Here is a 13,725-nt window from a genome sequence, read left to right on the forward strand (position 1 = left end):
CGGGCCGGTGACGCGCCACTCTCCAGGTCCCGCCGCGCCGCCGAGGCAGGCCGGCGCCGGGACACCACGAAGGACGACGCGGAAGCCACACCATGCGCTTTGACTCACTGATCGACTCGGTCGGCCGCACCCCGATGGTCGGCCTGCCCCGGCTGTCCCCCTCGGAGGACGTGCGGGTCTGGGCCAAGCTGGAGGACCGCAACCCGACCGGTTCGATCAAGGACCGCCCGGCGCTGTGGATGATCGAGCAGGCCGAGAAGGACGGGCTGCTCACGCCCGGCTGCACGATCCTGGAGCCCACCAGCGGCAACACCGGCATCTCGCTGGCCATGTCGGCCAAGCTCAAGGGCTACCGGCTGATCTGCGTGATGCCGGAGAACACCTCCGAGGAGCGCCGCCAGCTCCTGCGCATGTGGGGCGCGGAGATCATCTCCTCCCCGGCGGCCGGCGGCTCCAACGAGGCGGTCCGGGTGGCCAAGGGCCTGGCCGCCGAACACCCCGACTGGGTGATGCTCTACCAGTACGGCAACCCGGCCAACTGGCGCTCCCACTACGAGACGACCGGCCCGGAGATCCTCGCCGATCTGCCCACCGTCACCCACTTCGTCGCGGGCCTGGGCACCACCGGCACCCTCATGGGTGTCGGCCGCTTCCTGCGCGAGCGCGTCCCCGACATCAAGATCGTCGCCGCCGAGCCCCGCTACGGCGAGCTGGTGTACGGCCTGCGCAACGTCGACGAGGGCTTCATCCCCGAGCTGTACGACCCCGACGTCCTGACCACCCGCTTCTCGGTCTCCTCCGGCGACGCGCTGCGCCGTACCAGGGAGCTGCTGGCCACCGAGGGCATCTTCGCCGGGGTCTCCACCGGCGCCGCCCTGCACGCCGCGCTCGGCATGGCGGCCAAGGCCGTCAAGGCGGGGGAGCGGGCCGACATCGTGTTCGTGGTGGCCGACGGCGGCTGGAAGTACCTGTCCACCGGCGCCTACGAGGGCACCCTCGACGAGGCCGAGGAACGCCTGGAGGGCCAGCTCTGGGCCTGACGCACTTTCTGTTTCCGTACGGCAACGGAAAGTGTGCGTGAGTTGGCTGGAGCGGGGTACCATCGGGGTGCCGCCCCCTGCTAGGGGGAGAGGAAGTGAGCCCGGGTTTACTGCCGGAACTGACAGGACCCCGGGCTTCGCGCTTTCTTGGATCAATCGCAGCGGAGCCGATCGATGACCAGATCAGCTCCAAGAGCCGCCATCAGATCCACCTCACCTGCGGCCGCCGACGCGATGACGCCTGCGAGGATGTCGGGAAGCCAGAGCAGTTCCTCGCTCAGAGGGTCACACCACTCGACGCGCATCTCATCAGGCAGCACGTTCCGCGCACGCAGAGCGTTCACCATGTCGAGATCCTCCCTGTCATTCGTGGGACCACGCCTTTCCATGACCACGTGGTGCAGACGTAGCTGAGACAGTCGCCAGTAGAGGCGATCCATGCACTTGCGTCGTGCACGCTTCTGCTTCGATGACGGCATGTCCGTTCCCACGACCGCGACCACTTCGAGCGGTGGTTCGGCGAGTGCATGAACGATCTCAAGCCGGTGTTTCGGCTTTTCGTCCCGCCAGTGCAGACGGGGTTGCTTGGAAAGGAGTAACGCGCGGAGAGCCGTCCGATACATGTCGGCTCGATGACTGGGAACGATCGCGGATGCCAGCACATAGAGGCCCGCACCAACGCGCATGGACTCGTCCACGTACGCGCATGACTCACTGTTCACGATCCGTCACCGTAAGGGATCGGTGTGCTCTCCGCCCCTGGTTCGCCGATAGTGGGCAAAGTGTTCGGAGGAGATGGGCGGCATGTCGATTGACCTGTTCAAATGCGCTACTGAGGTGGAAGATCACTGCGGTCTTATCCCTGGAAGGCCGTCAAGGCGGGGAACGGGCCGACACCGTGTTCGTGGTCGGTCGCCCCGCCCTCGCTGAACGCCTGTAATCGGGGCCGTCGCCTGCCGTGAACGGTCGGTCGGGAACTGTGGTGGGACACGAAGACCTCCGTGCGGTGCGTTCCTGGACGGCTCCACCGCACCGGAGGTCTTCGTCATGATCCCTCACCGGTGTGGGAGCCTGGGCGCGTGGCGGTCGAGTGGTCCCGGGAAGAAGCCCTTGAAGCGGTCAGGGTATGCCTGCCAGGTGTGAGCGTGATGACAGACGGATGCTCCGACCTCGATGTCGTCGTGGAGCCGGACAATCTACTGGTGCTCTTCCGCTGGCGGCGGGATCCGAACGTGTACGCCGTCGAGGTCGCGCTTCCGGCGACGCCCACAAGTCCATGGACCGGCTTGCCGGTGACCTCGGTGTACGAATGGGCCGCGGACGTCATGGCCGGCCTCTCGGAGAACCTCGCGACCGGGCTGGTCCTCCGGAGCCGCCGGAAGGTCCGCGACGGGTATGTCGTGCTGGATGCTCGTGATCTTGTGGACGTCTGCCCCGCCGGTTACTTCATCGAGTCGGTTCCCCTCGTCGGTGCGCCTTCCTCCTGGCGGCCGTCCTTCTCATGGCCGTGGCGGAATCGGACCCATGTCACCTGGGGGCCGCCGGAGGAGCCGGTTCCCCTGCCCGTGTCCAAGGTGGGTTCCTGGCTGGCCAGAGCGGGGATGGATGTGAGCCTGCCCCGGCAGTTGATCGCCGAGACGAGGCTTGCCTGCTGGCTGCAGGCCTATGTCGACAACGACCGTGGAGAACCCTATGTCGGTCACACGGCCGTGTCCTGGGAGGACACGCGGTGCACCACCGCACGTCTCCACCTGGTGCACATCAAGCCCGGCGTCCTGTCGGAGGTACGGGGTGCGTTGGTGCGTTCCGCGGTCCGCATGGTGACCGAGAACGGCGCTCTGCACGTGGTCACCGCGATCGACGTTCCCGAACTGCATAGGCTGGGGTTCCGGCCCGCGAACGAGGGCGGTCTCACGTTGCGTACCAGCGACGCTGACCCGCCAGGGCGTCCTCACCCGCTCTGAGCAACCCATGCACCTTTGGGCGATCATGAACGAAGGGGTGCTGCGCCGCCAGGTCGGAGGCGAGCGCGTCATGAAAGAACAGCTCAATCACTTGGTGGACATTTCCGCCCAGCCGAATGTGACTCTCCAGGTCCTGCCGTATGCAGCAGGCGCCCATGCCGCGATGCTCGGCTCCTTCGCCACCCTGTCCTTCTCCTCCGGAGAGTGGAACGCCTTCCTCGCCATCATCAAGAGCGGCGGACTCGACGCGCTGGCCTGATCGGCTCTTCGACGACCCACCATGTACCGGTGGCAGGAGGGCGAAAAGCCTCTCCGGGATATGCGGACCAGGTCTGGATGCCGACTGAGCAGGAGTGACGACTCCGCGGCATCCGGAGCCGGCCGTACGGACAGGGGAGCCTGAGCCCTGCGCCACCGGTGCCCACTCGTCGTCCTCATCCGCGGCCACCCCGAGCGGGCGCGGTACCGGCCTGCGCCGTCGAACGGCCTCCTCGCCGGATTCGCCGGAACCGGTCCGATCCTCGACCGCCGTAACCCCGGCCATCCGCAGTCAGTAGCCTGGGGTCCGATGAACCGTTTTACGACGCCGGGAGGTGCATTCGACCTCACCCGCTTCCCCGAGGATCCCCGCGACCAGCTCCGTGCCTGGGACGCCGCCGACGACTACCTGCTACGGCACCTCGACGGAATCGACGGCGAACCCACCGACCTGTCGGGCACCGTGGTCGTGCTGGGCGACCGGTGGGGCGCCCTGGTCACCGCGCTGGCCGAGCACCGTCCCACGCAGATCACCGACTCCTTCCTCGGCCGGCAGGCGACCCTGGCGAACATGGGGCGCAACGGGATCCCCATTGACGCGGTGCGGCTCCGTACGACCAGGGACGCGCCGCCGGATCGGATCGACGTGCTGCTCATCCGCGTGCCCAAGAGCCTCGCGCTGCTTGAGGACCAGCTGCACCGCCTCGCACCCCGCATGCACCCGGACACCGTGATCGTCGGCGCGGGGATGGTCACCGAGATCCACACTTCGACGCTGAGGCTGTTCGAGCGGATCGTGGGGCCGACCAGGACGTCGCTGGCGGTGAAGAAGGCCCGGCTCATCTTCTGCTCACCGGACCCGGAGCTCCCCCGGAGCGCCGGCCCGTGGCCGCGAAGCTACGCGCTGCCCGCCGGCGTCGGAACCGTCTCGGGTCTGACCGTCACCAACCACGCGGGCATCTTCTGCGCCGACCGCCTGGACATCGGCACCCGCTTCTTCCTGCGGAACCTGCCGACGCGCCGTGGCCGCGAGCACGTCGTGGACCTGGGCTGCGGCAACGGGGTGGTCGGCCTCGCCGCGGCGCTCACCAACAGCGAGGCCCGGGTGACGTTCATCGACGAGTCCTACCAGGCGCTGGCCTCGGCGGAGGCCACCTTCCGGGCGAACGTGGACGCGGGCACCGACGCGGAGTTCCTGGCGTCCGACGGGATGTCGGACGTGCCCGCCGGGACGGTTGACCTGGTACTGAACAACCCGCCGTTCCACACGCACCGCGCGACGACCGACGCCACGGCCTGGCGCATGTTCAACGGGTCGCGCGCCGCACTGCGCCGCGGCGGCGAGCTGTGGGTGGTCGGCAACCGGCACCTCGGCTACCACGCGAAGCTGCGCCGGCTCTTCGGCAACTGCGAGGTCGCCGCGAGCGATCCCAAGTTCGTCGTCCTGCGCGCCGTCAAGAGGTGACCGCACCGCCGCGCGGCCCGGCGGTGCGGTGGGACCCTACGGTCGGCGGTGCCGTACGGTCGGCCGTACGGCACCCGCGTGATCCGGGAGAGGGTCGGTCGAACAACACTCGCAGGGAGAAGGTCGCCTCGTCGCCGGAGGCGGTGCCGCTCAGGCCCACGGCGCGCAGGGTCTGGACGCCGGGCCTCTCGTCGCCCTGCAGGCTTTTGAGGTAGAAGGGCTCGATCTTGTTGAGATCGGCGTAGAGGGTGATCCGAGCCATCAAGGCCTGGACCCCATCCCGGTGAAGAGGGTCTCGATCACGCGGTCGACGTATTCGTGCGTCAGCGGCTTCTGAACGATCAGGGCCCGGAAGTACAGCGGGCCCGACAAGATCTCCATCGCCAGGTCCAGGTCGAAGCCGGGCGACAGTTGCCCTTGGTCGCGGGCCGCCTTCAGTCGGGCGAGGGTCTTTTCCGCCTGCGGGGTGATGAAGTGATCGTTGAGCGCCGCGGCGACCTCGGGGGCGAGCAGGGCCTCACTGATCAGGGCCCGATACAGGGGACCCACGGGCGGCTGGTCCAGCAGGTCGATGGCCGCGTGGATCTGCCGGCGCAGGTCGGCGATGACGTCGCCGGTGTCGGGGTAGTCCAGATCGGACTTGTTCAGGGACAGGAGCGAGTCGAGGAACAGGGCGCCCTTGGACGACCAGCGGCGGTAGATCGTGTGCTTGCCGACGCCGGCGCGGGCCGCGACCGCTTCGATGCTGAGCTTGGCGTAGCCGATCTCCTCGCCCAACTCCAGCGTGGTCCGCATGATGGCCTCGGTCCGGTCGGTGGCGCGGCTGCCGCGCTTGTCGGTCATCCCACCACCGTAATGGAACGGCACGTGCCGTGTTGACAATCCCGACCATCCTCACCATGCTCCATAAGCGGCACGGCACGTGCCGTTCAGATATGAGAGGGGCACTGTGGGACCATCAAGCACAGACACGGCGCTTCGGCTCGCCGCTCTGACCAAGACCTTCGGCCGCAAACCGGTGGTCGACCACATCGATCTGGAGGTGCCGCGCGGGTCCTTCTACGGCCTGGTCGGCCCCAACGGGGCGGGCAAGACGACGTCGTTGTCGATGGCGGTGGGCCTGCTGCGTCCCGACGGCGGACGGGCCGAGATCTTCGGCCTCGACGTGTGGGCCGACCCCGCGCGGGCCAAGGAACTGATCGGCGTGCTGCCCGACGGGCTGTCCATGCCCGAGCGGCTGACCGGCCGCGAGCTGTTGCGCTTCACCGGCCTGCTGCGTGGCATGGACCTCAAGGAGGTCGAGCGGCGGGCGGGCGAACTGCTGACGGTCTTGGAGCTGGACAGGGCCGAGCGCACCTTGGTGATGGAATATTCGACCGGCATGCGCAAGAAGATCGGTCTGGCCGCGGCACTGCTGCACGCGCCGAGACTGCTGGTGCTGGACGAGCCGCTGGAGGCCGTCGACCCCGTCTCGGCCGCCACCATTAAAGCGATCTTGCAGCGGTTCGTCCGCGGCGGCGGCTCGGTGGTGTTCTCCAGCCACGTGATGGCCGTGGTCGAGCAGCTGTGCGACCACGTGGCAGTGATCGCCTCCGGCCGGGTCGTGGCCTCAGGCCCGCTGAGAGCCGTGCGGGCGGGTCGGAGCCTGGAAGAGCGGTTCGTGAGCCTGGTCGGCGGCCGGATTCCCGAGGTGGGTGAGCTGGCGTGGCTGTCCTCCTGATCCAGATGAAGCTGGCCGTGCTGCGGCACTCCATGACCGGCCGGCGCGCCGCCCAGATGATCACCGGCGCGCTGACCGGGTCGGCCCTCGCGGGGGGTCTGATCGTGGTCGCGGGGCGCGACCACCCGCTCGCGTCGCTGCCGTTCGATCTGCTGGGGGTGGGGTTCGCCCTGTGGACGGCGGGCTGGCTGCTGGGCCCGGCGCTGTTCGGTGGCGGCGATGAGACGCTGCGTCCCGAGCATTTCTCGTTGCTGTCGTTCACGCCGCGCCGCCTGGCGGCCGGGCTGGCGGGGGCCGCGTTCGTCGGCGTCGCACCCCTGGTCACGCTCGTGGCCTTCTCCGCGCTCGTGGTGGTAGCCGCCAAGGCCGGGCTCGGCGCGGCGGCCACGGCGGTCGGCGTGCTCGCCGCCGTCCTCCAGCTGGTGATGTGCGTGCTCGCCTCCCGGCTGGTCACCGCGGTGCTCGGCCAGGTCATGCGGTCCAAGGCGGGCGCGGCGCTGGCCGCTCTCGTCAGCGCCGTCATCTTGGCCGGCCTGCATTCGAGCTGGGTGCTCTCGCCCCTGGCGCAGGCCGCCCTGCGCACCGGGTTCCCCGACCCCTTCTCCACCTGGATTGCGGCGCTGCCCTCCGGCTGGGGTCTGGTGGCCGTACGGGCGGCCGGGCACGGACAGTGGCCGACGGTGGCCGCCGCCCTGACGGGGCTGGCCGCGCTCGGCGTGGTGTGCTGGTACGGCTGGGCCGCCTTGCTGAAGCGGCGGCTGACCACCCGGCGCGCGAGCGGCCGCCCGGCCAGGGTGGCCTCCGGCGCCTGGGCCAAGGGCCCGATGACGGCGGTCGCCGCCCGGGAGTTGCGCACCTGGTCTCGGGACCTGCTGCGCTTTCACTACCTGGTCTTCGCCCTGTGTTACGCCCTGGCGTTCTGCCTGCTGCCGCTGGCCATCGACGCGCCGATCTTCCTGCCCTGGACCGGAGCGGTCTTCGCCCTGTGGGTCGCGGCCATCTCCGCCAACCTCTACGGCGAGGACGGCACCGAGCTGTGGGGCAAGATGATGATCCCCGACGCCGCGCGCCACGACGTGCGCGGCCGTCAGCTCGCCTGGCTGCTGGTCACCGCGCCGCCAACGCTCGTCTTGACCGCCGCCATGGTCGTCTTCACCGGCGAGTTCGATCTGTGGCCCTGGCTGGCGGCGCTCGTGCCCGCGCTGCTGGGCGGCGGCGCGGGCGTGACCGTGCTGGTGTCGGTGCTGCGGCCGGTGCCCCTGGCCGACCCGCACCGCAGAGGCGGCAACCTGCTGGAGAACGGCACCGACTTCGCCCAGGTGCTGCTGGTGCTGATCCTCACCGCGGCGACCGCCGCCCCCGCCTATTTCGCGGTCCGGCTGGGGCCGGTCTGGGCGGGACCGGTCACGGGTCTGGTCGGCGGCGCCGCGATGGCTTGGCTGCTGGGGCGCCTCGCCGCAACCAGACTCGAATCGAGCGCGCCCGAGTTGCTCCTGCACCTGCGCACCGGTGTCTCGCCCAAGCGGAGGCGACCGGCCCCCGCCCTGGATCGGGGGCGGCCGCACCTGCCCAAGCCCGACCTGGGCCTGGAGAAGCTCGGCCTCGATCTGGCCCCGACGGGCCGGCGCGCGTACGTCATCGCGAGCCTGACCCTGTGCTGGGTGCCCCTGGTGGCCCAGGGCATCGTGCCCGCACTCATGCTGACCACCGGCCAGATCACCCGATCGTGGTTCTTGGCCCTGCACCTACCGCAGCATCTCCAATGGCCCACCGTCATCGCCATGATCGCCCTCGGGCTCGTCCTGCTGACCACCGGACTGGGCATCGGCCTCTACTACCTGGCCAAGTCACGGCGAGACGGCATCGAACCAGACGGTGGGCCGTGACAGCCGCCCTTCCGGAAGGGGGCGCGGATCGGGGCCGTGGCCGTACCGGACTGACGTCACGGGGCCGGCGCGGTGGCGTCGCAGGGCTCGGGGGCCTGCGACGAGGACGATGAGGACGACGGAGACGGCGCGGCGGCAGGCGACCGGCGCGAGAGCAGATATCCCGTCAGCGCGGTGAGCAGTCCAACCAGGCCGGCCGCCGCGAAGCCGCCCGCCGGCGTGGACGCGTCGATCGCCGCCCCCACGACCGGGGAGCCGAGCGCGAACCCCGCGCTCGACGCCGAGGACTGCAGGCCGGTCGCCTCGCCTCGCACGCCGGCCGGCGCCAGCCGGCTCACCGCGTCGGCGACCGTGGAAAGGGTCGGTGCGGTGAGCAGCCCGGCAGCGATGACGGCCACGCACAGCCAGGGCCAGTCATGGGCGAGTCCGATCGGAACCGTCGCCAGCCCGAGCAGGCCGAGCAGCAGCCAGGTGGACATCGGCCGGGACAGCGCTCCGTACACCAGGCCGCCCACGACGGACGCCACCCCGAGCACGGCGACGACCACGGCCGCCCACGAGACCTGACCGGTTTCTTGGAGAGTGGCGACGATGGCCAGGTCGACGCCGCTGAGCAGCATCGCGACGCCGAACCCCGTCGTCAGGACGGCGACCATGCGCGCTTCCAGCCATTCTCGGCGCCGGGGCCGGTCCGCCGCCTCACCGTCCGCCTCGTCCTCGGCACGCAGCGGCGGGTCGAGCAGGGCGATCCCCGTCCCGCCGGCGACGATCGCGGCGCCCAGTCCCCATGCCACCACCCCGGGGGACATCTTCGCGGCGCACAGGATCACCACCGCCGGCCCCACCATGTACGACAGCTCGCCCACCACCGACTCCAGCGCGAACGCCGCCCGCCGCTGCTCCGCCGTCGTCATCGCGGCGATCGCCTGCCTGGTGACCTGCTGGATCGGCACCATCAGCAGACCGGCGGCGAAGGAGGCGCCCAGCAGGATCACGTACGGCAGCACGGGCACGGTCAGCCAGAACACGAGCTGTGACACGACCGTGGCCGTCAGCACGGCACGCAGGCCCCGCCGGTCGGTCATCCGGCCCAGCAGCGGCCCGCCCAGCGCGACGCCGGCGGTGAGCGCCGCCACCACGGCTCCCGCCGCCGCGTAACTCATGTCGAGGGCGAGGACGATGTACATCGTCAACGCCGTCGCGTCCGCCGTGATCGCGGCACGGGCGAGCAGTGAGATGCCCAGCAGCGGCGTCATCTCCGGCACCGCGAGCACCTGTCGAAACCTGATCACCGGTTCGACGCTAGGTCACCCGGAAGGTCATAGGAAGTCGTCAGTTCGTTAGACCAGGCATAATGAATGCTTATGGCGCGTGATCTTGAGACGGCACTGCTGCGGTCGTTCGTCACCGCGGTGCGGGCGGGCAGCATCAGCCGTGCGGCGGCGGCGCTCGGCCGCACCCAGCCCGCGCTCAGCCAGCAGTTGCGCAAGCTCGAACGGGCCGTCGGCAGTCCGCTGCTGCACCGGGCGCCGTCCGGCATCTCGCCGACCCGGGCGGGTGAGGAGCTGCTGCCCTACGCCGAGCGCATCCTCGCGCTGTCGGCACAGGCGCTCGCCGAAACAGGACGTGCGCTCACCGGGCACTGCGGGGTGGGACTCCTCGAAGACCTCGCCGCTTCCCGCCTTCCCCAGGCGCTCGCCGATCTCGCGCGGCTGCACCCCGGCGCGACGCTGGAGGTGCTCAGTCTTTCCACCGCGGCGATGCGGGGGACCTACGACACGGGCCGCGTGCAACTCGTGCTCGACGAGGTCCCGGATCTTCCCTGGCCGCCGCGCTGGACGGTGCGTCTGCCGCTGGTCTGGGCGGTCGGGCAGGGTGTCGCCACCGACGCCGATCCGCTGCCGGTGGTGCTTTTCTCGAACACCTGCGCCTGGCGGACGTCGGTGCTGGAAGCGATGGAAGGCTCGGGGCGCCGCTGGCGGGTGGCGTTCGAGAGCAACAGTCTCGCCGGGGTGCTCGCCGCGCTACGGGCCGGGCTCGGAGTCGCGGCGCTTCTGCCCGCCAACCTTGAGCCTGCCATGGCCTGCCACGACGCGGCCGCGTTGCCCGCTCTGCCGGACGTCGAACTCGGCCTCGCCCGCCACCCCGGTACCGAAGGCGACGCGCTCGTCGACGCCGTGGAGACCGCCCTGCGGCGGATGATCTGAGCCGCGGACGGCCGGAGCCCGGCGACGGTGGTCGCCGGGCTCCGTTCTCGGACGTGAACCGGGTCGTCTCCCGGTTCCGGGCCTCACGTGGCGGTCGGCCGTACGGCCGTCGCACGCGAGGCGGGTGGGTCAGTCGAACAGCACTCGCAGGGAGAAGGTCGCCTCGTCGCCGGAGGCGGTGCCGCTCAGGCCCACGGCGCGCAGCGTCTGGACGCCGGCCTTCTCGTCGCCCTGGAGGCTCTTCAGGTAGAGGGGCTCGATCTTGTTGAGGTCGGCGTAGAGGGCGAAGGTCGCCTTGTCGCCGTCGGGGATGGCCTGCTTGAAGCTCTCGCTGTCGCCCAGCTCGCCGTCCTTGGCCAGCGCGGCGGCGTACTCCTGGGTGCTGGCCACGGTGAAGACTCCGTCGCCCGCGACCTTGCCGAGCTGCGGGACGGTGCCGGACTGGGCGGCGAGCTTCTCCACCTTGCCGATGACCGCCTGGGCCTTGGCCGGGTCGGTGGTGATCCGGGCGCCGACCCTGGGCTGGTTGCCGGTGAGGCCGTTGGCGTCCAGCGCGACGGTGAGGTTCTCGCCGAGCAGCGTCACCAGGTCGGCCGGGAGCGACAACCCGGACTGCTGCTGGAGCTGGGCGACGGACTGCTTGAAGCGTCCCCCCGCGGCCTGGTCCGCCGACTCCATGATCTTGGGCCACTGCTTGGCGATCGCGTTGCCGAGGCCGGAGACGGAGACCGCGGCGACGGTGGAGCCGGGCAGCTCGCCCATGCCGTTGGGGGCCGGGTCCTCCAGGCCCTCGACCGGCTGGGTGCCGCGGGTGACACCGGCCAGCTCGGCGTAGTCGCCGTCGAAACGAAGGGCCGCGGCGATCCGGGCGTTCTTGATCGCTTCGAGGGCCGTGGCGTTGTCCTTGGCCTCGGGGATGAACGGGACCATCCGGCCGGCGCTCACCCAGAACGACAGCACGCCGGTCTCGCCGAGCGCACCCAGGTCGTCGGAGAAGTCTGCGTCCTCGGACAGCGTGGGCGCCTGCGCGGCCCGGTCGGCCTCCGCCTTGCTCTTGGCCACCAGCGCGTAGTCGTCGCGGAAGGCGACGCCGTGCTCGTCGTCGCCCATCAGCTTGTCGATCCCGGCCTTGGCCTTGCCCTCGTCGGTGACCTGGACGGCGACCACGGCCTCCGGCTCGCCGCCGCTCTTGACCGGCGGGAGCACCGCCACGCCGATTCGGCTGCCGAGCCACGGCTCGATGTCGGTGGCGTAGTCCACCTTGGCGAGGTCGGAGTCGTCCTTCTTGATCAGGGAGAACAGCGCCTTGCGCGGGTCGTCGCCGCTGAAGGAGTCCTTGGTGGCCGGGAACTTCCGCGCGATCTGGAAGAGCGCGAGCTTCTGGTTGGCGGCCGGGTCGAGGTCCAGGCGGACGTAGGCGATGGCGTTGCCGGGCAGCACGTCGTGCGGCTGGGTGCCGCCGCCGCTGAGCAGGTTGACGGCGTAGAAGCCGCCGCCGCCCACCAGGGCGGCGACCAGGACGGCGATCGCCGTGATCAGCAGGCCCTTGCCGCCCTTGCGGTCCTTGCGGCGGTCCGGCGGGGACGCGGGGTGGCCGGAGCCGAGGATCTCGGTGTTCTGCCCGCCGCCGTAGGGAGGCTGCTGCCCGTAGGCCGCCTGGCCTCCGTACTGCTGGCCGCCGTAGGGCTGCTGTCCTGCGCCGTAGGACGACTGGTCGCCGTACGGCTGCCCGCCGGAGGGCTGGCCTCCGTACTGCTGACCGCCGGGGGGCTGGTTGCCGTAGGGCTGCTGGCCGTACGGCGCCTGCCCGGACGCCTGCTGACCGTAGGGCTGCTGCTCGTAGGGCTGGCCGTAGGACGGCTGCTGGTGGGCGGCCTGCTCCTGCCCGCCGTACGGCGAGGAAGGCTGCTGCCCGTAGGAGGGCTGGCCGTAGACCTGGGTCTGGTCGTAGCCGGAACCGCCCTGGGGGTGACCCGGCTGCGGCTGCTGCGGGTAGCCGCCCTGCTGCGGGTGCCCAGGGGCGGGCGGCGGGACCCGCTGGGTGGCGTCGTTCCAGGGATAGGGGGACGTGCCGTCGGGTTGCCAGCCGGAGCCGGGGGGATTGTTGGGAGACATGCTCACTCACAATGTGGATTTATTGGGTGAAGCGAAAATAGTGGACTTTGGTAACTGATCACTTGCATTGCACTAACCGTGAGACGGCCTGTCAGGGCGGAACCGGGGGAGCGGGGCCTCCCGCGGGGCCGCGTCCCGCACCCGGACGGCGCGGTGTCATCGCAGGTCATGACGGTGATGAGAGGCCGGGGAGGCGGGGCCCGGCGGGAGTCGGTACAGTGAGCGCTCTAGAACAAGGTTCGGGAGTGTGGATGACGAAGTTCGACGAGGCGACGCAGGCGATCCGGGTGGACGAGACCACCTACGACGTGTGCCTGGACGGCGGCTACTCGATCGGCGGCCCCCTCAACGGCGGCTACCTGATGGCGGTGCTGCTGCGCGCCGTGGTGGACGCCTCCCCGCACGAGCACCCCGTCAGCACCGGAGCCCAGTTCCTGCGCGCCCCCGTCCCCGGCCCCGCCCAGGTGCGGCTGGAGCAGCTCAAGGCGGGCCGCACCGCGGCGATGACCCGCGCCACCCTCGTCCAGGACGGCGTCTCCTTCATCGAGGCCCTCGTGACGACGGCGACCCTCGGAGACGCCGCCCCCGACTGGACGGGCGAGCCGGCGGCGGTCCTGCCGCCCGTCGAGGAGTGCGTCAAGCTGCCCGACCCCAAGCCGGAGTCGAACATGACGCTCAGCGCGCAGATGGACATGCGGTTCGACCCGCCCACCATCGGCTGGCTGCAGGGCCGTCCCACCGGCCGCCCCGAGGCCCGCGCGCACTTCCGGATGGCCGAGCCGCAGGACCCCGACCCCTACGTGCTGGCGCTGGCCGTCGACGCGCTCCCGCCCGTGGTGTTCTCCGCCGGGGCGCGCGGCTGGGCCCCCACCGTGGAGCTCACCTGGCACCTGCGAGCCCTGCCCGCGCCCGGCTGGCTCACCCTGGTCGGCAGCGGCAGGCTGATCAGCGACGGCTGGTTCGACGAGGACGTCGAGGTCTGGGACTCCGCCGGGCGGCTGGTCGCCCAGTCGCGGCAGCTCGCCCGCGTCGGCCGCGGCTGACCCCGCCCCCGGCGGGACTCCGCGCGG

At 70.7% G+C, this 13,725-nt stretch carries 13 protein-coding genes; 8 read left to right on the top strand and 5 right to left on the bottom strand.

Translation table 11 applies throughout. The features are described 5' to 3' along the window. Nucleotides 1–92 precede the first annotated feature (92 nt). Nucleotides 93–1,040: a PLP-dependent cysteine synthase family protein gene (locus IEZ10_RS08845; protein ID WP_189245987.1), complete on the top strand. Its 948-nt coding sequence runs from the start codon at nt 93–95 to the stop codon at nt 1,038–1,040. A gap of 152 nt (nt 1,041–1,192) precedes the next feature. Here IEZ10_RS08845 and IEZ10_RS08850 read toward each other — a convergent pair whose 3' ends face one another. Further along, nucleotides 1,193–1,762, bottom strand: coding sequence for a hypothetical protein (locus IEZ10_RS08850; protein WP_189245988.1), 570 nt, complete (start codon nt 1,760–1,762; stop codon nt 1,193–1,195). 357 nt (nt 1,763–2,119) lie between these two features. Here IEZ10_RS08850 and IEZ10_RS08855 point away from each other — a divergent pair, with 357 nt between their 5' ends. The 3 genes from IEZ10_RS08855 to IEZ10_RS08865 all read left to right on the top strand — a co-directional run bounded on the left by IEZ10_RS08855 (nt 2,120) and on the right by IEZ10_RS08865 (nt 4,727). Further along, nucleotides 2,120–3,004, top strand: a complete 885-nt coding sequence (locus IEZ10_RS08855; RefSeq protein WP_229811075.1) for a hypothetical protein — start codon at nt 2,120–2,122, stop codon at nt 3,002–3,004. After that, nucleotides 2,973–3,263: a Scr1 family TA system antitoxin-like transcriptional regulator gene (locus IEZ10_RS08860; RefSeq protein WP_229811102.1), complete on the top strand. Its 291-nt coding sequence runs from the start codon at nt 2,973–2,975 to the stop codon at nt 3,261–3,263. The genes IEZ10_RS08855 and IEZ10_RS08860 overlap by 32 nt, the downstream gene beginning before the upstream one ends. 309 nt (nt 3,264–3,572) lie before the next feature. Further along, complete coding sequence (locus tag IEZ10_RS08865) at nt 3,573–4,727, top strand: methyltransferase (protein ID WP_189245991.1); 1,155 nt, start codon at nt 3,573–3,575, stop codon at nt 4,725–4,727. On the opposite strand, the gene IEZ10_RS08870 is transcribed toward IEZ10_RS08865, so the two are convergent. Together IEZ10_RS08870 and IEZ10_RS08875 are read right to left on the bottom strand one after the other, a co-directional pair. After that, entirely contained in the window at nt 4,717–4,989 is a 273-nt protein-coding gene (locus tag IEZ10_RS08870) for a hypothetical protein (RefSeq protein WP_189245992.1), read from the bottom strand. The genes IEZ10_RS08865 and IEZ10_RS08870 overlap by 11 nt on opposite strands. Beyond that, nucleotides 4,989–5,570: a TetR/AcrR family transcriptional regulator gene (locus IEZ10_RS08875; RefSeq protein ID WP_229811076.1), complete on the bottom strand. Its 582-nt coding sequence runs from the start codon at nt 5,568–5,570 to the stop codon at nt 4,989–4,991. Before IEZ10_RS08875 ends, IEZ10_RS08870 begins: the two co-directional genes overlap by 1 nt. A 106-nt stretch (nt 5,571–5,676) precedes the next feature. Here IEZ10_RS08875 and IEZ10_RS08880 point away from each other — a divergent pair, with 106 nt between their 5' ends. Further along, nucleotides 5,677–6,447 carry an ABC transporter ATP-binding protein gene (locus tag IEZ10_RS08880; RefSeq protein WP_229811077.1) on the top strand — a complete coding sequence of 257 codons (771 nt, stop codon included), beginning with the start codon at nt 5,677–5,679 and terminating at the stop codon, nt 6,445–6,447. After that, a complete protein-coding gene (locus IEZ10_RS08885; RefSeq protein WP_189245994.1) occupies nt 6,432–8,333 on the top strand; it encodes a hypothetical protein in 1,902 nt (633 codons plus the stop codon). The genes IEZ10_RS08880 and IEZ10_RS08885 overlap by 16 nt, the downstream gene beginning before the upstream one ends. A 56-nt stretch (nt 8,334–8,389) precedes the next feature. On the opposite strand, the gene IEZ10_RS08890 is transcribed toward IEZ10_RS08885, so the two are convergent. Beyond that, the gene (locus IEZ10_RS08890) at nt 8,390–9,625 is read right to left on the bottom strand and encodes an MFS transporter (RefSeq protein WP_229811078.1); all 1,236 of its coding nucleotides are present in this window, start codon (nt 9,623–9,625) and stop codon (nt 8,390–8,392) included. A 72-nt stretch (nt 9,626–9,697) separates the two neighbouring features. Here IEZ10_RS08890 and IEZ10_RS08895 point away from each other — a divergent pair, with 72 nt between their 5' ends. Continuing rightward, nucleotides 9,698–10,540: a LysR family transcriptional regulator gene (locus tag IEZ10_RS08895; RefSeq protein ID WP_189245995.1), complete on the top strand. Its 843-nt coding sequence runs from the start codon at nt 9,698–9,700 to the stop codon at nt 10,538–10,540. A 129-nt stretch (nt 10,541–10,669) separates the two neighbouring features. On the opposite strand, the gene IEZ10_RS08900 is transcribed toward IEZ10_RS08895, so the two are convergent. Then, the gene (locus IEZ10_RS08900; RefSeq protein WP_189245996.1) at nt 10,670–12,655 is read right to left on the bottom strand and encodes a DUF3352 domain-containing protein; all 1,986 of its coding nucleotides are present in this window, start codon (nt 12,653–12,655) and stop codon (nt 10,670–10,672) included. 251 nt (nt 12,656–12,906) lie between these two features. On the opposite strand from IEZ10_RS08900, the gene IEZ10_RS08905 reads away from it, so the two are divergent. After that, nucleotides 12,907–13,698: a thioesterase family protein gene (locus tag IEZ10_RS08905; RefSeq protein WP_189245997.1), complete on the top strand. Its 792-nt coding sequence runs from the start codon at nt 12,907–12,909 to the stop codon at nt 13,696–13,698. The last annotated feature ends 27 nt before the right edge of the window (nt 13,699–13,725 follow it).

The sequence above is a fragment of the Streptosporangium pseudovulgare genome, from assembly GCF_014648055.1.
Lineage (GTDB): Bacteria > Actinomycetota > Actinomycetes > Streptosporangiales > Streptosporangiaceae > Streptosporangium > Streptosporangium pseudovulgare.